21 protein-coding genes and 3 pseudogenes are annotated in these 22987 nt (G+C 66.1%); 10 read left to right on the top strand and 14 right to left on the bottom strand.

All coding sequences use genetic code 11. From position 1 onward, the window contains the following. Window positions 1-416: 416 nt before the first annotated feature. The 5 genes from ACFVUT_RS29630 to ACFVUT_RS29610 form a co-directional block, all read right to left on the bottom strand. Window positions 417-1004: a class IV adenylate cyclase gene (locus ACFVUT_RS29630; RefSeq protein ID WP_389657347.1), complete on the bottom strand. Its 588-nt coding sequence runs from the start codon at window positions 1002-1004 to the stop codon at window positions 417-419. 20 nt (window positions 1005-1024) lie between these two features. After that, window positions 1025-1678, bottom strand: a complete 654-nt coding sequence (locus tag ACFVUT_RS29625) for an SAM-dependent methyltransferase (RefSeq protein WP_389657350.1) — start codon at window positions 1676-1678, stop codon at window positions 1025-1027. Beyond that, window positions 1596-2168 carry a hypothetical protein gene (locus ACFVUT_RS29620; protein WP_389657353.1) on the bottom strand — a complete coding sequence of 191 codons (573 nt, stop codon included), beginning with the start codon at window positions 2166-2168 and terminating at the stop codon, window positions 1596-1598. Before ACFVUT_RS29620 ends, ACFVUT_RS29625 begins: the two co-directional genes overlap by 83 nt. A 61-nt stretch (window positions 2169-2229) precedes the next feature. Beyond that, window positions 2230-3132 (bottom strand): radical SAM protein, encoded by a 903-nt coding sequence (locus tag ACFVUT_RS29615; RefSeq protein WP_389657357.1) that lies wholly within the window; start codon window positions 3130-3132, stop codon window positions 2230-2232. Window positions 3133-3239: 107 nt separating this feature from the next. Then, window positions 3240-3932 (bottom strand): HAD family hydrolase, encoded by a 693-nt coding sequence (locus ACFVUT_RS29610; protein ID WP_389657360.1) that lies wholly within the window; start codon window positions 3930-3932, stop codon window positions 3240-3242. A gap of 98 nt (window positions 3933-4030) precedes the next feature. Here ACFVUT_RS29610 and ACFVUT_RS29605 point away from each other — a divergent pair, with 98 nt between their 5' ends. Both ACFVUT_RS29605 and ACFVUT_RS29600 read left to right on the top strand, forming a co-directional pair. Then, window positions 4031-4804: an XRE family transcriptional regulator gene (locus tag ACFVUT_RS29605; RefSeq protein WP_389657363.1), complete on the top strand. Its 774-nt coding sequence runs from the start codon at window positions 4031-4033 to the stop codon at window positions 4802-4804. Further along, entirely contained in the window at window positions 4791-5258 is a 468-nt protein-coding gene (locus ACFVUT_RS29600) for an NUDIX hydrolase (RefSeq protein ID WP_389657366.1), read from the top strand. The genes ACFVUT_RS29605 and ACFVUT_RS29600 overlap by 14 nt, the downstream gene beginning before the upstream one ends. On the opposite strand, the gene ACFVUT_RS29595 is transcribed toward ACFVUT_RS29600, so the two are convergent. After that, window positions 5246-5809, bottom strand: coding sequence for an HD domain-containing protein (locus ACFVUT_RS29595; RefSeq protein ID WP_389657369.1), 564 nt, complete (start codon window positions 5807-5809; stop codon window positions 5246-5248). The genes ACFVUT_RS29600 and ACFVUT_RS29595 overlap by 13 nt on opposite strands. Window positions 5810-6092: 283 nt before the next feature. Between ACFVUT_RS29595 and ACFVUT_RS29590 the strand changes: the two genes are divergently transcribed. From ACFVUT_RS29590 to ACFVUT_RS29580, 3 genes are all read left to right on the top strand, one after another. After that, window positions 6093-6887 (top strand): hypothetical protein, encoded by a 795-nt coding sequence (locus ACFVUT_RS29590; RefSeq protein ID WP_389657371.1) that lies wholly within the window; start codon window positions 6093-6095, stop codon window positions 6885-6887. Beyond that, window positions 6884-8170 carry a hypothetical protein gene (locus tag ACFVUT_RS29585; RefSeq protein WP_389657374.1) on the top strand — a complete coding sequence of 429 codons (1287 nt, stop codon included), beginning with the start codon at window positions 6884-6886 and terminating at the stop codon, window positions 8168-8170. Before ACFVUT_RS29590 ends, ACFVUT_RS29585 begins: the two co-directional genes overlap by 4 nt. A 354-nt stretch (window positions 8171-8524) precedes the next feature. Further along, window positions 8525-10645, top strand: coding sequence for a PaeR7I family type II restriction endonuclease (locus tag ACFVUT_RS29580; RefSeq protein WP_389657377.1), 2121 nt, complete (start codon window positions 8525-8527; stop codon window positions 10643-10645). Window positions 10646-10940: 295 nt separating this feature from the next. On the opposite strand, the gene ACFVUT_RS29575 is transcribed toward ACFVUT_RS29580, so the two are convergent. Continuing rightward, a complete protein-coding gene (locus ACFVUT_RS29575) occupies window positions 10941-11141 on the bottom strand; it encodes a hypothetical protein (protein WP_389657380.1) in 201 nt (66 codons plus the stop codon). Further along, entirely contained in the window at window positions 11138-13561 is a 2424-nt protein-coding gene (locus ACFVUT_RS29570) for an N-6 DNA methylase (protein WP_389657383.1), read from the bottom strand. The genes ACFVUT_RS29575 and ACFVUT_RS29570 overlap by 4 nt, the downstream gene beginning before the upstream one ends. 356 nt (window positions 13562-13917) lie before the next feature. Here ACFVUT_RS29570 and ACFVUT_RS29565 point away from each other — a divergent pair, with 356 nt between their 5' ends. Next, the gene (locus ACFVUT_RS29565; RefSeq protein ID WP_389657387.1) at window positions 13918-14133 is read left to right on the top strand and encodes a type II toxin-antitoxin system VapB family antitoxin; all 216 of its coding nucleotides are present in this window, start codon (window positions 13918-13920) and stop codon (window positions 14131-14133) included. Then, window positions 14130-14552 (top strand): PIN domain nuclease, encoded by a 423-nt coding sequence (locus tag ACFVUT_RS29560; RefSeq protein ID WP_389657390.1) that lies wholly within the window; start codon window positions 14130-14132, stop codon window positions 14550-14552. Before ACFVUT_RS29565 ends, ACFVUT_RS29560 begins: the two co-directional genes overlap by 4 nt. A 260-nt stretch (window positions 14553-14812) precedes the next feature. Here ACFVUT_RS29560 and ACFVUT_RS29555 read toward each other — a convergent pair whose 3' ends face one another. The 5 genes and pseudogenes from ACFVUT_RS29555 to ACFVUT_RS29535 all read right to left on the bottom strand — a co-directional run. Further along, window positions 14813-16075 (bottom strand): hypothetical protein, encoded by a 1263-nt coding sequence (locus ACFVUT_RS29555; RefSeq protein ID WP_389657393.1) that lies wholly within the window; start codon window positions 16073-16075, stop codon window positions 14813-14815. A gap of 531 nt (window positions 16076-16606) precedes the next feature. After that, window positions 16607-16771 (bottom strand): annotated as a pseudogene (locus ACFVUT_RS29550) (WbqC family protein); the annotation flags it as partial. Between the two features lie 19 nt (window positions 16772-16790). Then, window positions 16791-17459, bottom strand: a complete 669-nt coding sequence (locus tag ACFVUT_RS29545) for a YdcF family protein (protein ID WP_389657395.1) — start codon at window positions 17457-17459, stop codon at window positions 16791-16793. Window positions 17460-17473: 14 nt separating this feature from the next. Beyond that, window positions 17474-18223: pseudogene (locus ACFVUT_RS29540) on the bottom strand (hypothetical protein); the annotation flags it as partial. Further along, window positions 18224-18849, bottom strand: a pseudogene (locus ACFVUT_RS29535) (site-specific integrase); the annotation flags it as partial. Window positions 18850-19027: 178 nt separating this feature from the next. On the opposite strand from ACFVUT_RS29535, the gene ACFVUT_RS29530 reads away from it, so the two are divergent. The 3 genes from ACFVUT_RS29530 to ACFVUT_RS29520 all read left to right on the top strand — a co-directional run bounded on the left by ACFVUT_RS29530 (window position 19028) and on the right by ACFVUT_RS29520 (window position 21451). Next, window positions 19028-19252, top strand: coding sequence for a cold shock domain-containing protein (locus tag ACFVUT_RS29530; protein ID WP_389657398.1), 225 nt, complete (start codon window positions 19028-19030; stop codon window positions 19250-19252). A gap of 446 nt (window positions 19253-19698) precedes the next feature. Continuing rightward, entirely contained in the window at window positions 19699-19914 is a 216-nt protein-coding gene (locus tag ACFVUT_RS29525; RefSeq protein ID WP_389657401.1) for a hypothetical protein, read from the top strand. A gap of 760 nt (window positions 19915-20674) precedes the next feature. Then, complete coding sequence (locus tag ACFVUT_RS29520; protein ID WP_389657404.1) at window positions 20675-21451, top strand: SDR family NAD(P)-dependent oxidoreductase; 777 nt, start codon at window positions 20675-20677, stop codon at window positions 21449-21451. Window positions 21452-21858: 407 nt separating this feature from the next. On the opposite strand, the gene ACFVUT_RS29515 is transcribed toward ACFVUT_RS29520, so the two are convergent. Further along, window positions 21859-22626, bottom strand: coding sequence for a hypothetical protein (locus ACFVUT_RS29515; protein ID WP_389657407.1), 768 nt, complete (start codon window positions 22624-22626; stop codon window positions 21859-21861). Between the last annotated feature and the right edge of the window lie 361 nt (window positions 22627-22987).

Genomic DNA, 22987 nt, shown 5'->3' with positions numbered 1-22987 from the left:
CACAGGCTCATGGGGTTTCGCCGCCGGCCTCATCCACGACGCAGCAGACCGCTCCGCGCCCGGTGCCTCCCCACGCGGCGTCCGACAGACTGCTCGGATACTGCGGGCTTACTCAGAGGCGCCGGTCGGGTTGGTTCATCGTGCAGAAGTATGGACTGCCAGACCTGCTCCTGCAGGGCGCGGATGCATGGTCCGCAGGCGTACATGGCGGCCTGGGCGCCGGCCACGCTGACGGGGCCGATCCACAGAACACGGGTCCAGCGCTGACCGCAGTAGAGCCAGCAGTACCCATCGGTCCAGGTGTTGCCGTCGTCGGTGTCCGCCGCTGCGGGCAGACCGCCGCGGGCGAACTCGGCGACGCCGGGTATGACCCGCGGCGTCACGGCCAGTTCCATAAACACGCTCGGTCCTCAAGATCACTCGCCCGGTGCAGCCGCCCCGGCCTGCTCCTGCTTGTCGGCGTCGGCGAAGAGGAGGGTTGGTTCGGCGAGGATGTCCCGGCTGGACTCGCTCTTGTAGATCTCGTCGACGCTGCCGAACCGGGCCTGTGCGTAGTCGAGGTCGAGCAGATCTGCAGCCTGTCGGACCGATGCCTCGTCGGGTCCTTCGATCTCGACGAAGGTGGGGAGGTCCGGCCAGGTGTCGAAGTCGAAGGCGACTTCGCCCAGGCGCCACTCCTCCCGGTAGTTCTCCTGGTAGCGGACTTCGCGCAGGCCGATGTTGCGGAGGATCTCTGCCATGGCGTGCAGGTCGGACACCTCGGTCTCGATCTCGGTGGTGCCGTCGATCGTCGTGGAATCGGTGACCTGCTTCAGCGTGAGAGTGGAACGCGTGGCCTCGTCCCTCAGGCGGACCCAGGCGCCGCCTTCGAGGGCGTCGTTCTCGAAGATCTTCCGGGTGAGCAGGGTGCGCGGAAACGCCTGGACGGCTCCGAGTGCCGTCAGTTTGGCCTGGAGGTCGTCGACGTCGACGGCGAGGAACTTGGCTTCGTACTCGTGCTTCATAGGTCCTTCTTCCCGTAGCTCTAGGAGGGGGTGGAGGCACGGGCGGCGAGGAGAAGGCCCATGCGGTGGTTGTGGTCCTGCAGCTGTCCGACGTGCGCCTGCTCCGTGAACTCGTTGGTCCGCAGGGTGAGCAGGACGTTCCAGTCCCCGATGAAGTAACGCCGGAGCTTCTCGGGGGATGTGTAGTGCTCCAGCGCGTGGTGGCGTTGCGTGATGGGCATCATGAACTCCGCGCCGAACAGACCGCCGGGCCGGACCAGGCGCTGCATGCGGTCGACGAACTCGCCCAACGGCCGGTGGTGGTTGGCACTGTAATGCCACGAGCAGCTCGTCCAGACAGCGTCACAGGGAGCAGCATCGGGCTCGGAGGCGAGGAAGTCCTCCTCCACGACTCGGACACGGTCGTGAAGCCCTTCCTGTTTCAGGCGCTCGATCACGCCCATCGCGTGACCGGTTCTGCCACCCGGAAGTTGGACCTCGCCGCCGTGGAGGGCGAGCGGGTCGCGCTCGATGGCGATGACGCGGTAGCCGGCCGCCGCCAGTGGAACGACGAGTCTGCCGTCGCTCGCGCCGATGACCGACACGGTGGAGTCAGGCTCCGTACGCTCCTCCAGCGCGGCCAGGAACTGAGGGAAGAAGGTGAGGGTGTGCCGCCACATGCTGGGTGTCTGCACTGGCTTGCTCTCCTTGCGGGTCGGTGCTCAAGACGGCTCGGAGTACCTCGTCAGGGGAGAGACCGGTGGTATTCACGCGGTGCATCGGGAACGAGGCGTAGGCGTCGGTGATCTTGTCTGCGGTGATCTCGGCGAGGGCGTCCCACCGTGATACGGGCTTGTCGCGCCTGGCGAGTCGGCGCTGACGCTCGTCCTCTGCGCAGACGAGGTGATAGGTGACGGGACGAGGGAGTCCCGGCGGCAGGGACACGGAGAGGTTGGCTCCGAAAGCGCGGTGGTTGGCCAGGCACCGCGCGAAGTAGCTTTCGACGACGACCGGGATGCCGGCGGACAGGTACCGCTGGATCTGATCGGCCGCGGTGAGCACGGCCGAGAGGTAGAAGCACATGCGGGCCTCTACATTTGCCAGCCGGTCGACCTCCTGCCGCAGTACCTGATAGGTGGGCGGCACCGTCGGGACCAGCACCGCGCCACGGGCGGCCGCGAGCATGGGGGCGAGGGTGGATTTTCCTGTGCCGCGGAGCCCTTCAACGCTCTCGAACGACGCCGGGTCAGACACGTCCGTACACCACGTCCGGCACCGCGAGGGTGAGTTCGTCAGTGGCGGAAGGCCGGTGGGCGATGTGGTCGGCGAGCTTGTCGTACCAGAAGGCGTGCGAGTCCTTGCCGACAGCCTTGCAGGACATGGTGAGCGCGCCGCGCGGGTCGGCCTCGATCCGCTCGATCTCCACAGGGCCCCCGGCAGGGAGGCAGGCATCCGGCGCACCCAGCTCGGACAGGTCCTCGTCGAGGATCACCTCGATGTCCAGCTCGGCCGAGGCCAGGCCCTCCCGCAGACGGGTGTAGGCCGTGGCGTCGTTCACGAGGAGCTCGGGGTGATCCGCTGCGTTGCCAACAGGCCGAAGGCAATGGAGTTTCAGCTGCTCCACCCCGTGGTGCTGCAACGTGCGGGCGAGCGGCAGGACCTCGTCGATGTTGCGTGACGTGACCGTCATGGTCGCGCCGGCCCGGACGCCGAGTTGCTGAGCGATTTCGAGGGCGCTCAGGGCGCTTCGGTAGCTTCCGAACTTGCGGATCTTGTCGTTGGTCGTGCCGATGCCCTCCAGCGATACCCGGAGCAGGTCCAGGTCGGGAGCAATTTCGGTGAGCCGGCGCTCGATCCGGTAGCCGTTGGTGCAGATCTCGACTCGCATACCCAGGTCCCGCTTGGCGTACCGGACTACCTGGGCGAGGTCTCGGTAGACGAACGGCTCGCCGCCCAGCAGGGTGACCGCCTCAGTGCCGTACTCGTCACGCATCAGCGTGAGGAGGTTGACCGCCTCGTCCGAGGTGAAGGCGTCGGCGTGCTGGAGCCGCTTGCCGTGGAAGCAGTGCAGGCATTCAAAGTTGCAGCGGTAGAGCAGCTGCAGGTACAGCATCCGGATCCTACGGATCCCGGTGACTTCGCTGATCACGAGGGTCTCCTTCGGGCGCTTGCCTGGTGGGAGACCTGATATTGGCGGGGTGGATACGGACCTCGTCACCGCGTATCGGGACGCTCCGAGGACGTCCTGGGACGTTTTCAGCGGGCGGAGAGCGCGTCCAGAATCCCGAGTACACGGCCGGTGTCCATCAAATCGGGCAGAACCGTGCGGGCACCGGCGTCTGCCAGTTCTTCGGTGCTGTGTACGCCGGAGGCAACCGCGATGATCTCGGAGCCCGTAGCGAGTGCGGCCTCCACATCCCTCGGGGTGTCTCCGACAAGCACGACCGGCACGCCATCCGGGGCGCCCCGCAGCCGCTGGGCACGCTCCCGGGCGACAGCGACCAGGTCGGGGCGTTGAAGGGAATCGGCCCCGTAAGCGCCAACCGGCAGGTCGAGAAGAGGATCAAGGCCGAAGGCCGCGACCTTCACGCGGGCGTTGTCCGCAATATTGCCGGTGAGCACCGACGACACCCAACTGCTGCGCACGGAGACCTCCTTCAAGACTTCCCGCACGCCGGGCAGGGCTGTCCCCCGTCGGCCGAGATCGTTGAGACGCGCCTCCCCTGCGCGAGACAGCGCCCGCTCGATAGCGGTCCAGTCCGGCTCGGCCAGGCCGTTCCGTTGGAACATGTCGCGCATGATCAGCCTGTCCGTACGCCCTTCCGTTCGCGCCGGCCCGGCGGGCGCCCTTCCTGCCAAGGCCGTGAAAGCGGCGGCGTAGATCTCCTTGCTGACCCCGGCGTTCTCGATGAGGGTGTGGTCGATGTCCCACAGGACGATGAGCTCCATGCACCCAGCGTAAATACAGCGGTCATGGCCCCCTCCCTTCTGAGGAACGTCCCGAAACGTCCTTGCCGCTCCTGACCGTCTCGGCTTGTATGGCACCTGTGAACGAGCGATTGCACTCCGTGCTCACCCAGCGCGGAATCCCACCTGAGTCACTCGCCGAAGTCTGCGAGGTGGACCCCAAGACCGTTGGCCGGTGGCTCGGTGGACGCGTTCCCCATCCTCGCCATCGCTTCCGCGTCGCCAAGCACTTACGGGTCGAGGAACTGTTCCTCTGGCCGACACCCGCCCCGAGCACGCCGCAGCAGCTCGCAGGTTCAGGGCCGGAGCTGGTCGGGACCTACCAGAACCGGGCGAGCGTCCCGCGCGACACGTGGCTGTCGCTGCTCAAGGGCGCCCAGGAGCAGATCAGCGTCCTCGTCTTCTCCGGCACCTTCTTCGCCCAGTCAAACCCGCACGTCGCCAAGATGCTCGCCGAACGCGCATCAACCGGAGTACGAGTACGGCTCTGCTTCGGCGACTCGAAGGGCCAGGCCGCAGCAATCCGAGGCCAAGAAGAGGGAATCGGCGACACACTCGCCGCCAAGATCCGTGCCTCCCTGACCTACTACCGGCCCTTGTTGTCCGAGACCGGCTGTGAGGTGAGGCTGCACGACACCACGCTCTACACCTCCATGTTCCGGTACGACGATGACCTTCTGATCAACCCGCACGTCTGGGGCCAGCCGGCCAGCGCCAACCCCCTCCTCCATCTCCGCAGAGCAGACACGGCGGGCTGGTTCGACAACTACGCTCAGAGTTTCGAAGCTGTCTGGGCCACCGCACGGCCCTGGACACCAGACCAGGAGGGGCCCTCGCCGCATGGGCAGGACTGAGTACTACAACGACCCCAAGGCCCCCAAGGCGAACACGCTCATCCCCGCCAACAACCTGCTCGTCGTCGACGACAACGGCGCCATACTCCTCCAGCGCCGCCGGGACACCGGCCAATGGGCCCTGCCCGGAGGAGCCCAGGACATCGGCGAGACCGCCGCCCAGTGCGCCGTCCGTGAATGCCTGGAAGAGACCGGGATCATCGCCGAGATCACCGGATTCTTGGGGATCTACACGAACCCGAACCACATCGTGGCCTACACCGACGGCGAGATCCGCCAGCAGTACGAGAACACCTACATCGGCCGCCCCGTAGGCGGCGAACCCACGATCAACGACGAAGCCGACGGCGTCCGCTACGTCCAGCCGAGCGACCTGGACCAGTACGACATCCACCCCAGCATGCGCCAGCAGATCGGCGACTACCTTGCCGGCACGTACCCCTACCTGGGCTGAGCGGCCAATGCCGCTTCCACCCGGCCGACGGCTACACGGATGTCCGGCTCCGCCCTGCGAATGAACCGCCCCACGAGGCTGTCCACCCCGTAGCGGCTCACGATCTCCGCCACCCGCTCAGCTGCAGTGGTTCTCTCGCCATCGGGCGTCGTTGTCATGTCGCAGTACACGAGCGCGTCCACAAGTAGCCCCTCATCCAGCAAGGGGAACTCGCGTACCAGTACCTCCATCAGCCCCCGCTCCTCGGCTTCCAACAGCGCAAACGAATGGTTCGCCACCAATCGGACCAACCGCTCATCAGCACCGTGCTCGTCGCGGAGAAACCGGGCCCCGTCGAGCGGATGGAAACCCGTCTCGGCCAGCCGCGGTGCGTAGCCCACGTCGTGCAGCACCGCCCCAGCAATCAGCAGCTCAACGTTCCCTGCCAGGGCCGGACCGAGCCCTGCGGCGCGCGCCGCCACACCCTGCGAATGGGCCCAGCGTCGGGGAAGCGCGTCACAGAGCTCTTTCTCAGCTACCTGCGTCGCCCACTCCAGCATCGTTTCGTCCATGGCCCGTTCGATGCCCAGCAAGGGCCAAGATCAGTCACCGGCATCGAACACCACAGCGCGAATCATGCTCGGCAGGGTAATGCTCCGCGCAACGCCCTGTACGGATGGGCTCCCGAGGCCGCGGCGACGCGGCCGAGGAATCCTGAGCTCTGTAGCCCAGGGCAGTCGACCAGGATGAGCCCCCTGAACTGGCAACGAGTATGGCTGAGTTGCGTTCTATCTGCGCCCTTGTGTTCCTGCTCCCATAGCAAGGGGACACCATCAAGCCGAGGGGGTAGCTGGCATGGGCACATCCACACGCTGGCTGGGTCCGGGGGGCCGGTCAGGTACGGCAGCCGAGTGGAGCGCCATAAGCAGTCGGCTGTCCAGATGGAACAGCGAAGGACCGCAGGCCGAACGGCTTCTCGACAAGATCCTCGATGACTATCTGGATGTACTGCACCGAACCATGCGCGAAGACCAGTCCGCCTTCGGCCTCGTCGACGCGGCGACCGAGGCCGGCTACCGCCTTGCCGACGTCATGGCCGCGATGACTCAAGACGGCCCAAAGGCTTCCGCGGACGACTTCCTGGCCCGATTCACCGACGAAGTAGGCGGGAGCGGCAGCACGATCACCGACGCAGCGATACGTCGGGCCGCGACGGACAGTGCCGAGCGGCTTTTGGAGCGACAGAACGCAAAAACCAACGGAGGGGAGGCAGCGGGCGGACGTCTCGCCGGGGATCTGCTGTGCCTGTTGTACCAGTGGTTCTTTGCGGACATCGTGACCGAGTTCCTACGGTCGGTCATCGCGGAGAAGGTCAAGCTCGTCGTGCCTGTCCTGCACTTTCTCGACCCTGGTGATCACGTGGCCGACTGGGCCGCCGACAAGGTCGTCTCGCTGGTACCGAATCTTTGCGAGGAGGCGGCCGAGCTGGCGGAGGAGGCCGAGTCCGCGGAGACAGTGATCGCAGACCCTGTCGGCTCCCTACCCAACATCGCCCGGAGCCTGGTCCCCGGCACGGTGGGCAAACTGCTGGGTCTGGTCGTCGAGGACGTACGGGAACACCAGGAAGGCGCCCAGGAGGCATCCGTATGACGGCTCCCCATCGCCCCTACTTCTGGATCGAGCCCGGCGGGGCAAAGTCACCCGCCGGATGGCAGCCCCTGAGCGACCACAACTACTGGGAGGCAAGGTCCCGTGCCCCGCAATGGCAGTCCTTCCTGGGCTCTGCTCCTTCCTGGGCGGACGACCTGCACCGAGTCGGCCGTGCGGTCTTCGCCGCAGACAAACACTCCCGCCGTGATGCCTCCTTCGACCGCTGGACCCGCCGCATGCGCCTCTCCATACCCGTCGCCGCATACGAACGCTGGCAGTCCGTCCGACCGCTTCTCACTTCCCTGCTGCGAACCATGACCGCCGACCGGTGGGATGTGGAATTCCGTGAAGCCGACTTGGCCACCAACGTGCCCTTCACCTTCGACCCGGACTCCAGGGCCGGAGAGGTCGCCCTGTTCTCCGGAGGTCTGGACTCCCTGAGCTGGGCGGGCCAGCGCGCCTCTGTCCGTACATCCGAGGAGCTGCTCCTCGTCTCCTTCGGTGAACAGAACTTCGGGCACCTCCAGGACTCCGTATACGACGGCATCTACCAGCGCCGGGCCCGCCCGGTCCGCCGCATCACCCTGAGCCAGAACGTACGCATCCAGGACAAGGACCAGGGGGACCCGGACCCGGAGCGCACCACCCGCTCTCGTGGCTTCCTCTACGCGACCACCGCCGTCCGCGCAGCAGCCGCCGAGGGCGCCCCCTTCGCGCACATCCCCGAGAACGGCCAGCTCTCCATCAATCCGCCCCTGACCCCCGCCCGTGCCGCCGCCTGCTCCACGCGATCCGTCCACCCCTGGACGCTGCACCTGCTGAACCGGCTAATCGGCGCCGTCGCCGACGGTCCAGTCGTACGCCTCCAAAACCCGCTCGCCAACCTCACTAAGCGCCAGGTCTGCCACTCCGCACTCGCCGCCGGCCTCACCCCCGCCGACCTCGCCGACACCCTGAGCTGCGGCACCCCTCCCAAGCAACACCCGCATAGCTCCGGCCTCGCCAACTGCGGTCTTTGCTACCCCTGCCTGGTACGCCGCGCGGGCCTACTCGGCATGGACCAGACTCCGTACGACTCCGACCCCTGGGATCCGCGTCTCAGCTGGGACCAAGCAGAACACTGGCACGCGTTGCTGAGCTGGCTCGACGCCTCCTACTCCCTACGAGACCTGATAGCCGACACCCCGCTCCCTCCGGAGGCAGATCCGCAAGCCACGCTGGCCGTTATCAAGCGGGGGCGCGAGGAGCTGTCGGAATTGCGGGAGATCGGGGGCAAGACTTGATGCTGGCGCCGATCCCGGACTGCCTAGCCTTCGTGATCACCATCGCGTCGGTGAGCAACTGCTTCCACGCGGCGTAATCCTTGCTCGCCACCAGGGGGGCGCCGACGGGTGAGGTGAGGTCGGCTGCTCCAGGTCGCGGATGGGCCGTGCGCTGCTGACAAACCAACCCGACCCACGGGCAGGGCAGTTCTTCTCGATCTCCTGCTCGGTGAAGGTGGGTGTCCGCTGCCATATTTGGCACCTACCTGAGCTCAGGGCTGCTACGGCCTCGGCCGTCCGCGGTGCTTGCGACGCGGCCAACCGACGCAGTCACACGGCTCATCCTGGTGTCAGACCCGGTCTGTAGCCTGGTTGATGGTCGCGATCAACGCTGAACGGGGTGCCATGGCCGAGCTCGTGAAGGAAGCAGCTCGATTCTATTGGGCTGCGCGCGAGAGGCGCATGCAAGGAGCCATTCGCGGGGACGCCTCTGCCAATGGGATCTCAGCGATAAGAACAGGCGGCAGGTTCGATGACCTGGTGACAGCTTTGATCGGCGCCCTTACTGAGCACGGAATCGACCAATCATGGATTCGGGTCGGTCGGGCTGCCGAATTCCCAGGCTCTTACGGTCTCGGCCGTTCGGCATGGGACGTAGCTATATTTAGGGATGACATCCCCCTCGCTGCCATCACCATTAAAACGCTCGGCGGCCCCGGCTACGGAAATAACTTCAACAATCGCATCCAAGAGCTGACATCAAACGCTTTCGCAGTCAGGCAGCACGACGGTCAGAGCATCGAGAGATTTCGCCCATACCTCGGCATCTTCTTCCTTCTCGAAGAGGGAAAAGGCGCAAATACCCCCCTACGGATACCCCAGGGAATCTCCTACAAGGAGCGACTGGGTGAAACATTCGCCCAGTTTCATAGCGACGGCCTTTACGATGGCGTCGCCTACGTGTCTGCGAGCAAAGGCGAAGACCCTTCGTTTGAAGAGCCCCGTCCAGACATGTCAGTTAAGGGCTTCGTCGACGGTCTGAGCACGCGAGTACTCTCGTACTCTGCGGCACTGTCCGCGGCAGGCTCGACCACGAGCACTACCGCGACACACACACCTTCCACACCGTCAGCGCCCTTCCCGGATGACCTCAGCCGCTACAAGGAAATTCTCCTAACTGCGTCCGGAGATCGGAACGCATACGCGCTCGATCGCCTGCCGATGGGAGAGGGGGGCCAGGCTCAAGTATTTCGCGCCGTTCACAAGCATTCAAAGACGGAGGTAGCCTTCAAGCGTCGCCGATCCAAGCGAGACCTTGCTGTTGCTCGAATGCAGCGCGAGATTGAGATATCTCGCCTACTGAGCACCCATCCGCACGCTATGCCAGTTCTCGACGCCGAGGCGGATGGCGCCTGGTTTGTAATGCCCGTGGCTGATGCGACTGCAGAAGACCGTCACGACCAGCTCCGAGACCCTGATCAGCTCCGCAACCTAGTGCATTCCATGACATCCGTGCTAGCTGAGGCACACAAACGGGACTGGGTGCACCGCGACATAAAGCCCTCCAATATCCTCCTTCTCCAGGAGCGGTGGGTCCTCGCCGACTGGGGAATCGGGCGCAGACCTCGGGGGCAGACAACTATGCCTGGTCGGACAGGGCACTACATCGGTACCGAGGGATTCGCTGCACCTGAACTGTCCGTGGACCCTCATAACACCACCACTCATGCCAGCGACATCTATAGCCTTGGGCGCGTGATCGCTTGGGCGCTCACCGGCAAGACGCCCCAGGCGAACGTGGTCCTGCTCCCACCCGCCGGCCCATGGCGCAGCATCGTCAGGGCTACCACGCAGCCTGACCCCGCACAGAGGCCCCAGAGCATCGAACAACTACTCACTCTGATCGCACGGGAATTCAGCGTGCCTCAGGGCCCACCCGTCGAACAGGCGGCACCGCTGTTGGCCTCCGCCAGTACAGGCGACTCCGCCTCCATCGACGCATTTCTCGTGCTCATCTCGGACTATCCCGACGACTACGACCTGTATCTGAACGTCCTGACCCAGCTCCCTCCCGCGCTCGCGGCGCCGCCCCTGTCCCGCGCGCCCCAGCAAGCCAACGCACTTATGCACGCATTCGCTGAACATGTGGGTGGAGACGGCACGCGGCTGGTGCAGTTCGGAGAGGCAGCGCGTGCTGTCTCCTGGCTTCACGCTGTATCTGCACACGCAGCCGAGCGGAGCGAATGGGACCTGCTAGATGAGGCCGTTCGTACGATGTGCACGTGGGATGAGTCCTGGAATCAGTGGGACCCCCAGGGTGCGATCCGACCTTGGTTGCGCTCGCTCGACAGAGACGCCGCAAGCATCGTGGCGTCCGCGTTCCGAGACCATCCGGAGTCAGCAGGCCACTTCGCAGGGCTTGCTGACGAGCAGGAAGTCGACCTGGGCATAAGGCAGGCCATCCGGACCGCCGCTGGAACGCGTCGCAAAGCGTGACCAGCCGGGTCGGCCGTAGCTCGATGCGGGCCGCATCCGCACAGTGGTCCGCTTCTGTGGTCTCAGTCCTGGTCTCATTCACCTCTGTCCGAGACTGTTCGGACAGAGGTGGTTCGCCGACTCCACCGCAGGTCAGGACAGGCGTGGCCTCTACCGAATCCCCGAACGAACATTTGGAAAGCGTGTTGGGGGCAACCCCTCACGAGTTCGAATCTCGTATCCTCCGCCATTGCTCTCACCGGGCAATACGTCGAAGGCCCCCGCAGCTTGCTGCGGGGGCCTTCGACGTTGGTGGTCACACGCCGATGGCCGCAGCGATCAGGCCAAGACTCAGGATCACGCTGCCTGCGAACGCCGAGCCTGCCACGAGGGCGGCGTCGGCTGCTCGTGTTCCGGTTCGCGTCTTCAAGATGAAGGCCGCTAACGCGACGACGACAGAGAACAGCAGGACAACCAGGAGCCACGCGACCCTCGCGGCGGGGGGCAGACCACTCATCGGGAGGTCCTTCCGGGGAAGGTGTCTGCTGTGGCAGGCACAGCCGGGCCTTGGAGGGCGACAAGTCCGACCAGTTGCTCGGCCAGATCCTTGTGCACCTGGGTTGCTGCCCTCGCGACCTCCAAGTGCCTGGCGATCTGCTCGTCGAGCGCCCCAAGTACCCCAGCGATGTGCTTCTGCTCGGACCATGTGGGCAGATGCACCGGCAGCGCCTGGAGGTCGGCTTTGCTGATTGAAGGGACTGTGGTTTTCTCGGAGCGGCTCTTGATCCACTCGGTGGTCCGAGAGAGCGAGAGGTAAGCCAGCAGGTAAGCGGGGCAGACCTCGGGCGCGAACCGGTGAAGACGGATCAGATTGCTGCCGAACAACCAGCCCACCTGACCCGCCCGCACGTGCGCCACAGGCCCCACCGTGCCCGTTCGAGCGCACAGGATGTCTCCCTCCTGCAGAGCGAAGCGCCGCAACCTCTGCGCTTTGTCGTATGGAACAGCCGTACCGCGCACATCGGCGATCCGGCGATCGCGCAGATGCTTTGGCTGGACAACCGGCACCACACCGCCGGGCACGTAGGCATCCTTCGGCAACAGTGACGGGGAGGGACCGGCTTGGAGCTCGCACAACTCGCCGAGGCTCCGCAATTCCCAGTCGTCTGGTGCGGTATCGATCAGCACACCGAGCCCGCCGTCGACTTGCCGGATCCCGGCAACTCGGGAGTCGGCCAGGCCATCGGCCCGCGCAGCCTCCTCCCGGGACCTCAACAGAGCGCCGTAGGGATTGGTCGGCTCTTCTGCGTCTACGTTCGACCGCTCTGCTGGCCGCGCGTAGTCGGCAGGGCGCAGCGAGGAGCCGGCTGCGTTGATGACGTCGCTCCGGACTGTCGCGCAAGGAAGCCGGGAATCCGGGAGGACTGCGTCGCTTCCGCCCGTCCCACGCCACGAGTGGTAGGCAGCCGCGATAAGCGCACAGTCGTCAGCCTCCAGAACGGACAGCTTCCTGGATACCTTGGTCGCCAGGCCGGAGGCGTCGATGAACAGAACCTCTCCCGAACTCCGTTCCTGCGCTTCTGGTTTCAGGATCCAGACATTGACAGAGATCGTGGTTGCGCTGAGCATCTTGGCCGGCAGCGCGATGACGCATTCCACGGCTCCGCGATCCACCAAGGCGTGCCGAATGCGCTGCTCCTTGAGATTGGAGGAGGTGGCAGCACTGTTGGGCATGAGGACGGCTGCCCGGCCACCCTCGTTGAGTGACATGACCGCGTACTGAGGCCACGCCAGGTTGGCGTTGGACGCCGGCGGTTCTCCGTAGGCCCACCAGTCGGCATCAACCGGCACCGCAGAAACATTGAACGGTGGATTAGTGAGAACGAGATCCGCCCGGCGACGTCGCGGCCCCTCCGTCCAGGGGCGGGTTGCGCCTGTATGGTTCAGCCACTCCGGACGAGCACCGTGCACCATGAGGTTCATGGCCGCGAGGTCGCGCGTCTCCGGATGGGCACTTCCGATCGTGACAGCCGGGATCCCTCCACCGACCTCGTTCCCCGGCTCCGGCCTGGCGGCCAATACGGCTGACAGGAGTTCGCCGCCCCGGCCGTTCGGGTCGTACAGGCTTTGAGCCGAAGAGCTCTCCCCGAGCAGCGCTGCCAGGAGACGCGCGACACCTGGCGGGGTGAAGGCATCACGACTTCCCAGCCCGGCCTCAAGCGCGTGGTGGCCCAACAGCTCTGTAAAACTTCCGCGCCCCAGACTTTCGATCCTGTCCAGAAGGCGGACAATGGTTTGGGTGCTACGGGGGGTGAGGTCCTCGAGCCTTACTGCCATGGCACTGGTCACACCTTGCGCCGCGAGAGTCTGTTCGACCTGCTGCGCGACTGCGGGCAGGAACCTGTGGATGTGCGTTCCCGCCTGACCTTGTGCGGCGGCCCGCCGCACCGCTGCCCATCTCCTCGGCTGGGCCCACCTCAGGTAGATGAGGGAAAACAGCAGATACAGGAAGCTGACTCGCGCCCCTGAGCCCCAGTGCCCCTCGTCCTGCTCACGGAACAGGATGTCGGCCGAACTCAGGTGCTCGCCTTCGGTCTCATCACCTGCGGTACCTCGGGCAGCCGGAAAGCCCTCCGCTTCGAGGTCCTCTACGGCTTCGGCCTCCGACGCCGCGATAAGAGCCGTCCGAGCCCGGTCGGCGTACGTGGCATCCGCCCGCTCATCATCCCGCCGCGCCCTCGGCGGAACCGCGCGGCCCTTCAGCCAGCTGAGCACCTCGGAGAGGTGGTAGTAGTCGGTGCCACCGGCCCTCGTAGGGCTCGGGAAGTCCGTGTACCTGCGCTCCCAATTGGTGATCGCCGAGCGCTGCACGCCGGCCATTTCTGCGATAGCTGACCTCGACACCAACTGCTGCTTCTGGTGTTCCGTGATCTTCATGCCGCCCCGTTTCAACCGCGCGAACCGCCGCTTCAGCGGATCCGATGGCTGTGATGCTAGGGACGACAGTCATGTGGCGGCAACTGCGCATTGCAGTGCTCACCTAGGGCGCTGCGCCCCCGCAGATGCAGCCCAGCGCGGAAAGCATCGGCGGATCATCCCAGTTCGTCCCTAAATTAGCTCATATAACAGCCTCGAAACGCACCTCGCATATCCCGCACCTGTGATTCATCGTGTGAAACCCATCCACACAGATCCGTCACTACTCGGTCTGCGCACCCTCAAGCTGACATCACCCAGCGATACCTCATCTGCGATATACTCGATGACATAGTTGATATCTCAGGAGGTCATCGATGAGTCGTACAGTGATCGATCTCGACGACGAGCTGCTGGCCGACGTGGCTCAGGCGCTGGGGACCGGCACCAAGAAGGAGACGGTCAACACTGCTCTACGCGAGGTGCTCGAGAACCGCCGCCGAGCTCTCGCCCTCACGCGGCTGCGGGCCGCAGCGGGCGAAGGCGGCTTCGATCTGGATCTCTTCGAGGACAAGAGGGACTACCGGCGGTGAGCGCGGCGCAGTTCCTGATCGACACCAGTGCGCTCGCCCGGTTCCTCCACAGCGACGCCGAACAGTACGGATGGGACCAGGCCGCCGCGGCTGGCCTCATCGCGACCTGCCCTGTCACCGAGCTGGAGTTCTTCTACAGCGCCCGATCCGCCGCAGACCGTGCGCGCGGCATTGAGGACATGCAGCTGCTCTTCGGCTGGGTGCCCGTCGACGACCGCGCGTACGACCGCGCCTGGCAGGTTCAGGAGCTGCTGACCCAACGCGGCCAGCACCGCAGTGCGGGAGCTGTTGACCTCGTCGTCGCCGCCACAGCCGAACTCCAGGGACTGACCCTCCTGCACCGCGACCACGACTTCGAATGTATCGCCGCAATCACCGGTCAAGCTATGCAGTGGTACGGCCCGGTGTCCGGTAAATGAACGAGCGCCCGGTCTCAGTTCCGGTCTCATTCTCAGGTGTTCACCACAGTTCACCGAGCCTGTAGCCGCCGGCTCAGCCACGGGTCCAGACGCCCGTGACTGTGCCTGAACCGCCGGACGACGACTTGGAAAGCGTGTTGGGGGCAACCCCTCACGAGTTCGAATCTCGTATCCTCCGCCATTGCTCTCACCGGGCAATACGTTGAAGGCCCCCGCAGCTCGCTGCGGGGGCCTTCAACGTGGGTGGTTGCAGTTCCCGGCTACCGCCCGTTGAGGACTGCCCGGCACACGTTGCAGTACACGGCCGCGTTCTGCCCGTACCGCCGCATCATCTGGCTGCAGCCGGTGCACAGCCCGAGCTCCCATGGTGGGCAGCCCAGCGCTGCGGAGGCTGCTGCCCGCTCGACGGGAGTGATCCGCGTCGGGTCGCTGGAGCGTTGGGCCGGCAGACGGGGGAGGGTGAAGCCGCCCGTCGGTTGATCGAGATCGCGAAGAGGCCGGGCGTCACTGATGAACCAGCTGTCTTCGCCTGCCCGGCAGGTGCGGTCGACCTCCTGCTCAGCGAAGGTGATCACGTCGTCGTCTTCTTCGGCCGGGACTGCGGGCAGGGGCGTCTTCTCGTCGACGATCTCCTCCCACAGCGCACGATCGGCCGCCGACACCCACATGTGCCGCCCAGCCCGGCCACTCCCCCGGCTCGGCACGTAGACCGGGACGCTCTCCCCCGTCGCGCTCTGTAGAACCAAGTCCTCGATGCGGACCGGCATCTTCTCCGGGAGGCACAGCGCCGGCACAAACCAGTCCGCGTGAATCGCGCCACAATGACCGGCGCCCTCGCTGAGGAGGCAGTGGCGCTCGCTGCTCGGTACGCACTTCCAGACTTCGAGGTGCCGGTAGCCGCCGCGGATCACCATCTCCTTGCGGTCAACAATGTCCTTCCACGGCATGTCGTCGACGCGCGCCCAGGGAGCGCGGTCGATCAGGGAAGCCGTCCGGTCCTTCGCCACCCACAGCGGGGTGATGCCATGCTCCACGGCGTTGACCGAACGCCGGTGCACGCTGCTGGGGCTGAGGTGGTGGTACTGGATCTCCCAGCCGATCCTGAGACCACCAGGCCCGGTGACAACGGCGTCCGAGACACTCCGCCGGTTCGCCATGGGAACCTCGGCCTCGGCGTCCAGACCGTAGATCGCGGCGGTCTCGACGATCCGCTCCTTGGTGGCCTTGTGCTGGGCGCTCTCCGCCGGGGTCGCCTTGTGCGTGATCGGCAGGTGCGAGGCCACGAGAGGTCGTCGACCCCCAACCCTGCCTCGGCGGATGAACATCCACGGGGACTTCCCGCCGGTCTCCGACAGACATTCCCGCCCCTCGTGGTGTGCGAGGCATTCGAGCAGCTGCGCGTCGCGGTCGGAGACCCTGGCGGTGATCTCCCGCAACAGATCGGGACGCCCCGGGTGACCGAGGTCATGCAGCGACAGATTGATCTCTAGGCCATATCCGGTGTGCCACACCCCATTTGCCATCTCTCTACCATAGAAGCGACCACTGACACTCAACAGGGCGTCTCCCAGGGGGAGATGGGCGACAACAGCACGAAGCCGTGCGACGGATCCCCGTCGCACGGCTTCGTGCTGTGGATTCAGCGGCTACCACTCGTCGGTGTCGCCGCACTTCCCCGGATTCTGCGCACGATCCACAGCCTGTGCACAAGCCTCGGCGAAGGCGACCTCGACGGCCTCCCTATTGGTGCCGCGAACGTGGGCCTCGACCTCCTGCACCGGCCCTGGGCGGCGGACCGTTCGCCAAGCCGCCGGCCGGTCGGTGTAGGAGTCTGTCTCGAACTCCCAGGCCGGCACTGACCACTCCTCAGGAAGGGCAGCCGCCTACCGCTGACCGCCAGGAAGAAACACGGCGCGGAAATGGAAGACCACGGCACGCTCGGGCATCCTTTCGCGGATGGCGCGGATGGCGCGGATGCCACCAGGACTCTCATGCTCCCAGCGCCCCCGGTCCCACTCCTCAACCTCCGCGGTGTGGTCCGGCCAGTCCTCGCCCCACTGCCGACGACCCGGTTCGTCGAGGGCCCCGAGCCGGGCTCGGTGCTGGCAGTCGCGGCGGGCGAACTGCACATCGTCCAGGACGATCCAGTAGTCCGCCGCGAACAGTTTGGCCAGTGTGGTCAGTCTCGGAAACAGATTGGGCTGGTGGATGGCGCACAGCCCGCCCGGCTCCGGCAGGTCAGGAAGCGATGAGACGGCTGGTGAAGCCGTCACGGATGAGGGATTCGTACGCTGCATGCACGTCCTCCGGGACCTCCTGCTCGATGGCGAATCCGAGCTTCGGATACTCGATGACCCGCTGGAGATCGCCGACGAGCATGTCCAGGACGAGGTTCTCATCGCCGATGGACTTCACGTAGTCGTCGAACGCCAGCGGCTCCGACGCGCAGAGGATCTCGACGTCGGGCCACAGTTTGCGGGCGGTCGCGAACGACCGCCGTTCCATGTAGGGCTTGGACACCAGCAGCACCGTGCTCGGGGTGATACCAGCGCCGGCGAGGACCTCACGGGACAGAGTGATGTTCTGCCCGGTATTACCGGCATCCGGTTCGAGCAGGATCGCCTCGGCGGGAACGCCGAGGTCGATGGCGTGCTCGCGGAAGTGGACGGCCTCGCCGCGCGGGAAGACCTTGGCGGTGGTGGGACTGTTGCCGCCGGTGAAAACCAGGGTCGGGAACAGCCCGGCGCGGTACAGCTCCACGGAGTGGGTCGCGACGCCCAGGTCGTGGCTGCCCAGGCCGATCGCCACGTCGACGGGCCGCAGCTGGTGGTGCATCTGGTGGTACTCCCAGATCAGCACGGCCCGGTGCCACTGATCCTCGGTGATGGCCTGCTGGTTCTCGCTCACGCGTCTCTCCCTGGTCACCTTCGCCGGGGGCCGACCGGCCCCTCTCTCATGGCCTTGATGCCCTCGATGCAGCGCAGTTGGTGCACGAGCCCGTACTGCGCGGCTGTACGGGTGACCTGATCGAGGACGAGGATTCCATCATCCCGGGTCGCCGCGTCCGAGAGCAGGATGTGGCCATGAGCGGTGTCCAGCCGGACGTGTTGCATCGGAGAGTCCGCGGCCCCACTGCTGCGGGCAATGTCGATGAAGTGCAGGGCCTGGGTGAGGTCGCCGGCACCACGGCGGGCGAGGGCGAGTTTCTGGTGGGCGACCGACCAGTCGTCGGGTTCGGTGAGGTCCTCGAAGTCACGGGTCGCGGCTTGCATGACGCGGGTCGCGTAGTCGTGGCGACCGTTCTTGCTGAGCGCCGTACCCACCCACAGGCGGGCCCTGGCACGGTCGCGACGGGATAGCCGGTCATCGACGGCGAGGGTTTCGTAGTGACGGGCGGCAACCTCCAGCTTGCCGGACATTTCCGTGACCACCGCGAGGGAGAGGTCGAGCTGGGCGACACGCCGCGGAATGTCGAGCTGGACGAAGACCGCGCGAGCCCCGGCGTAGGAGTGCTGGGCGGAGAGCGGGCCGAGCACAGAGCCTTGGTCCCGTTTGAGGTCACCGAGCAGCGCGGTCGAGCGAGCGAAGAGGTACAGGCCCTTCTCGTCCAGTTCCCGGGCGTTGAACCGCACCAACCAGCGGCCGAGCAGGCTGTCGGCGAAGGCGAAGTTCGTCTCGCGCCGCACCTGCTTGCGCTCCGGGCAGTACCCGGCCTTTCGGCCGCACGGGTCTGCCTCCTTACACCCGTGCTCGTATTTCGGGCGCAGTCGATTCCGGCGCAGCTTCAGGTGCTCGTGATGCAGGTCAACGTCGGACCAACGCAGCCCCAGCGTCTCTCCCTGTCGCAGTCCGAGCACCAGCGCCAGCGCCAGGATCCAACGTGCACTGTTGCGGCGTTGCTGACCTCGATCAGCAGTCTCTGCACCCCTTCAACCGAGTAGGGCTCGATCTCCTCCTCCGGCTCCTCCCCTCGTGGCGGCTTAGCAAGCGCGGCGGCGTTCTTCGCGGCGTGGCCACGTCGTACGGCCTCACCGAGTGCGGTACGAGCGGTGCGATGCGCCTGATGGGCTGTGGCGGCCTTGCTGCCGTTCTTCTGCATACGGCGATACAGGCTCTCCAGGTGCTCCGGCTCCAGGCGGTCGATGCGGTGCTTACCGATGTCGGGTACAAGGTGCACGCGAACCGCGACCTCGTACCCGTCGTAGGCGTTTTCGCTTACGACGTCCTTGGCGATGTTCTCGGCCCAGTGCCAGAGCCACTTCTCAACTGTCCACAGCTTGCCGGGCTGCTGTGCAGTCCGCGGCGCTCCGGCGTTGAGCAGTTCAGGCTGCGAAGCCCCCAGCGCGGCGGCGCGCGATATACGCGGCCGGGGCGTCGGCAGGCACCCGGCGGAGTCGGCCGATCATCAAGGACTCCAAAACCCCCGAGCGAGGTGCCAGACGCGTCTGCACAGCGGAAGCCGTAGGGTTCCGTCCATGGTGACTGCGACTGTCCGCGAGTGGGACGACGAGGAAGGGTGGGGTGTTCTTGACTCACCCGAGACCCCCGGCGGCTGCTTCGGCCACTACGCCGACATCCGGGCGACCGGCTTCCGCACGCTGTCGGCCGGCCAGCAGGTCGAACTCACATGGGAAGCCCCCGGCTTCAAGCAGGACGGGTACGACTACCGCGCGGTGAGCATCGTGCCTCGGACTGCCTGACTTCCACAGCTGACATCAACGACGGCGTACGTCCACGGTCCCCAGCAGTCCGCAACGCCACCGCACTCTTCACCGCGACATGCAGTGGCTCCCGGTTGATCGAACTCCTGAAGCGGTGGCTTCCTGGCAACCAGCGGCAGCGGCCAGCCGGCGCAGGCCACTGGTGCGCTGCCGTCCTCGGTGAGGAAGAGCAGGGTGGTCCATGTCCGATCGGCAGCATCGATCAGCCCTGTGCGCACGGGTCGGCCATGTTCGCGGATGAGTTGCACTGCTCGCTCCAACCCAAGAGGTTCGAATCCTGCCGAGTGCGCACAGACAAGAGGCCCCGGATCACTCCGGGGCCTCTTGCGATTCAGGGGCGTGTTGGATGATGGGGGGGCAACGGTTGGCGTTCGCACGCCGTTTCAGAGGTTCGCCCGTCGGCTGGGCTTAGGGGGGAGCAGGTGGTGTCGCAGGGGCGGGATCGGTCCTTCCTCGACAGCAACGGCTGGACGGTGATGCGGCTCGTCGCGGCTGTGTGGGGAGCTGCCAGTAGCAGCAGTGCGGCGTGGGTGCGTGTGGTGTGGCTGGTGATCGGTGCCGGGACCGCCTGGGACCTGATGCGGGATCTGGTCGGGCGACGTCGGCAGCACGGGGCCGGGGTCGCCGACGTCCGTAACTGACATCGCGGACAACCGCGGGTGGGGGGCTGCAACACCACCGCGCCGGACCGGAAGTAGCACCATCCCTCGGACACTCGTTTTCCTGGTCATTGTCCAGTGCACTAACGATCACCGTCGTACGCGGACCCCGTCTGACCTGCCCGGTCAACGCGCACGTACCTGTCCGTACGGTCGTACGCACAGTTGGAAAGCGCCTTGGGGGCGACCCTCACGCGTTCGGATCTCGTATCCTCCGCCATTGCTCTCACCGGGCAATACGACGAAGGCCCTGATCGGTTTCGACTGGTCAGGGCCCTCTTCGCGTCCTGGCCCGAGACGGCTCAGCCGGGGATCACGAACTGCAGGACTGCGTCCTCTCCGCGATCTTCTGTCTCGTTTTCCGTCTCGGTCGAGGTCTGAGGGGCCGCCTTCCAAGCCTTCGTCCTCTGCTGCGTCGGCCTCCGAGGCAGCGCCCCAGAGCGCGTCATCAACCTGCTGTACGACGTTCTGCAGCATGGAACCGGTCACGTGCGTGTACCGAGCCGATCCCTCATCCGAGGTGTACGGCCCCGAGGAACTGCTCAGCGCCTGGCATCGAGCGTGAGCGGGCACGAAGCCCGGGCGGTAGGCGTCGCGGCGATCGCCAACGGCGGTCCTGATCCAATCGATCAGCCGGCCGCCCCCGACTTCCGCCACCTCCGCGACTCCTTCAGCTCTTTCTCGTTTCCTTGTCAGCCTCGTCGCGACTAACTTTGGTCAACTTGACGAGGGTGGAGGGCACATGGCCGGAATGAACAGGCTCGACGGCAAACGGACTCTGGTGATCGGTGGTGGCGGGGGCGGAATCGGCCGAACCATCGTCCGTTCCTGTGCAGCCGCCGGGGCGACAGTCGCGGTGGCCGACGTGGACGCTGCACGGGCAACCGAGGCGGCGGACGAGTTGCGTGCGGCCGGGCACGTCTCGCATGCGCTGAGCGGCGACGTCCGCTCCAGCGAGCAACTCGAAGACCTGATCGTCGGCGCGGCCGAACGGCTCGGCGGGCTGGACATCCTGATCACGGTGGTCGGCGGGCAAGTCGCGTTCGTACCCGCGGTCAAGCTGCACGAGATGACCGACGAGGACTGGGACACCGTCTACGACGTAAATCTGCGCTACGTGGCTCGCGCGGTGCGGCGCGTGCTGCGGCTGTTCCTGGAACAGGGCACCGGCGGGAACATCGTCAGCATCGGCTCGGTCACCGGATTCATGGCCGCTCCGAAGCAGGCCGGTTACGGCGCTGCCAAGGCCGGCCTCTACAGCCTGGCGCGGACCGTCGCTGCCGAGTACGCGGCCGACGGCATCCGGATGAACGTCGTCGCAGGTGGGGCGATCAGCACTGCTGTCAACACCGGTCCCTCCGACGAGTGGGTTCCGGAGATCCCGGCAGGCCGCTACGGCACGTCGGAGGAGATGGCTGCTGCGGCCGTCTACCTGGCCTCGGACGAGGCGCGCTACATCACCGGTCAGCAGATCGTGCTGGACGGCGGAGTCTCGGTCCGCGGCCCATTCCCGGAATAGCCGGGCAGGAAGGCGACCCGGGCCTCACTGGAGAGGCCATGGCCACCGAGGAACTGCTGAGCGCCTGGCGCACGACGTAAGCAGAGGCCGGGGCCCGTGGTTGCCGTCGTGGTTGCGTTCACCGGCGCACAGCACCGTTCAATAGCCCCACCCGTCCCTGCTGCACCGCAGGTCAGGACGTTCTCGTATGTCCGCGCGCCCCCGGGCGATCGTTCCTTCGACGCGTGGGCTGTCGCCCGTCAAGTCGAGCACGGAAACCGTCCGGTCTTTGGCCACCCGCTCCCGCAGCAGATCGGGACAGTCCCGGGTGGCTGAGGTCGGGCAGGGGCAGATTGATCTCTATGCCCTATCCGGTGTGCCCTATCCGGAGTGCCTCATGAGTTGACGTTGCGCAGTTCTGCCGTCCTTCAGGAGCCGGGTAGGCCGAGGAGGGTGAGCAGTTGCTGGCTGGCCTGGAATCCGCTGCTCACCGTCAGGAGGAATCGGTGGATGCGGCCCAGCGCCGCATCGCGGGCTTCGTCGTCCCCGGCGGCGAGGGCTGATTCCAGGCTCGCCGCGTGGCTCTCGGCGGTGTCCGCCTCAGCCGGCGCGGCCTGGGCGGCCTCCTCCCGCAGTCGCTGTGCCAACTGCTGGTGGAGGTCCCGGACCTCACCCTGGCGGGCCTGGTGCATCGAGGCGTTGCCGGTGCCACCGAAGACCCCGTTGACGGTGTTGTCGCCCTGTTCGGTGTTCTGGGTGATGCTGATGTTCGAGGCGTTGGCCCTACGGCCCGAGTTCGCCATGTTCTCCCTCACTCCGTCTGGTGTCGCCTGGTACCGGTACGGGCCGAAGGGGTGTTCAGCGGTCACCAGTTGATGGGCCAGGCCCAGACCGGAGAGCCGGCTCATGACCTGGTACACGTCGCCGTCGTTCCAGCCACGCCAGGTGAAGTAGCCCGTCATGTCCACGAAGACCCCCGGGGTGCTGCCGCTCAGGGCGCACACCTGGTCCAGGGCTTCGAGCGCCAGCGCGTCCTGGCGCTCCGGCGCAATCGTCAGGGGCGGTAGTGCCGCTCGGAAGGCGCGTTCGCGCTGGGCACGTGCTTCGGCCGTACGGCGCCTGCTCCGGGAGGCCATGGCGAAGAAGAGCACCACGCCCCCAATCAGGAGAAAGGGCAGCAGGGTAACGACACTCACGGAGACGGCCTTCCGTCGCGGGACGCGGTCCACGGGACGCGGTGTACGGGACGCAGTGCACAGGACGCGGAGACGGGACGTGGAGACGGATGGTAGATGCCCCTGCGGGCACGGACAAGGCTGCGATCCAGTCAGCGGCGAGGCCAGAATGGGCGGTCGCCCCGCCAGCCGGTCGGCATCAGTCCGCGAGCGCCCGCTTGAGATCCCCACCGGCCGGACCACCGCCGAACCCAGCGACACAGAACACCTGTTGGCCGTTCGCGGCAGATGTCGCACAGGGACCGGCCCCCCCTCGCCCACTTGCCGTACTCGGGTGGGGATAACCCCCCTCTGAGGATGCCGGGCCACCGCAGTGCACAGG

The sequence above is a fragment of the Streptomyces sp. NPDC058051 genome (assembly GCF_042885475.1).
Lineage (GTDB): Bacteria > Actinomycetota > Actinomycetes > Streptomycetales > Streptomycetaceae > Streptomyces.
Note: the sequence above shows the minus strand (reverse complement) of the source record. Positions and strands in the feature narration are given on the sequence as shown.

Excerpts from the sequence above, each read along its gene's own strand:
- ACFVUT_RS29630 (WP_389657347.1), bottom strand. The coding sequence starts at position 1,004 with ATGAAGCACGAGTACGAAGCCAAGTTCCTCGCCGTCGACGTCGACGAC.
- ACFVUT_RS29620 (WP_389657353.1), bottom strand. The coding sequence starts at position 2,168 with ATGCTCGCGGCCGCCCGTGGCGCGGTGCTGGTCCCGACGGTGCCGCCC.
- ACFVUT_RS29610 (WP_389657360.1), bottom strand. The coding sequence starts at position 3,932 with ATGGAGCTCATCGTCCTGTGGGACATCGACCACACCCTCATCGAGAAC.
- ACFVUT_RS29600 (WP_389657366.1), top strand. The coding sequence starts at position 4,791 with ATGGGCAGGACTGAGTACTACAACGACCCCAAGGCCCCCAAGGCGAAC.
- ACFVUT_RS29595 (WP_389657369.1), bottom strand. The coding sequence starts at position 5,809 with ATGGACGAAACGATGCTGGAGTGGGCGACGCAGGTAGCTGAGAAAGAG.
- ACFVUT_RS29590 (WP_389657371.1), top strand. The coding sequence starts at position 6,093 with ATGGGCACATCCACACGCTGGCTGGGTCCGGGGGGCCGGTCAGGTACG.
- ACFVUT_RS29585 (WP_389657374.1), top strand. The coding sequence starts at position 6,884 with ATGACGGCTCCCCATCGCCCCTACTTCTGGATCGAGCCCGGCGGGGCA.
- ACFVUT_RS29580 (WP_389657377.1), top strand. The coding sequence starts at position 8,525 with ATGGTCGCGATCAACGCTGAACGGGGTGCCATGGCCGAGCTCGTGAAG.
- ACFVUT_RS29575 (WP_389657380.1), bottom strand. The coding sequence starts at position 11,141 with ATGAGTGGTCTGCCCCCCGCCGCGAGGGTCGCGTGGCTCCTGGTTGTC.
- ACFVUT_RS29570 (WP_389657383.1), bottom strand. The coding sequence starts at position 13,561 with ATGAAGATCACGGAACACCAGAAGCAGCAGTTGGTGTCGAGGTCAGCT.
- ACFVUT_RS29565 (WP_389657387.1), top strand. The coding sequence starts at position 13,918 with ATGAGTCGTACAGTGATCGATCTCGACGACGAGCTGCTGGCCGACGTG.
- ACFVUT_RS29555 (WP_389657393.1), bottom strand. The coding sequence starts at position 16,075 with ATGGCAAATGGGGTGTGGCACACCGGATATGGCCTAGAGATCAATCTG.
- ACFVUT_RS29530 (WP_389657398.1), top strand. The coding sequence starts at position 19,028 with ATGGTGACTGCGACTGTCCGCGAGTGGGACGACGAGGAAGGGTGGGGT.
- ACFVUT_RS29520 (WP_389657404.1), top strand. The coding sequence starts at position 20,675 with ATGGCCGGAATGAACAGGCTCGACGGCAAACGGACTCTGGTGATCGGT.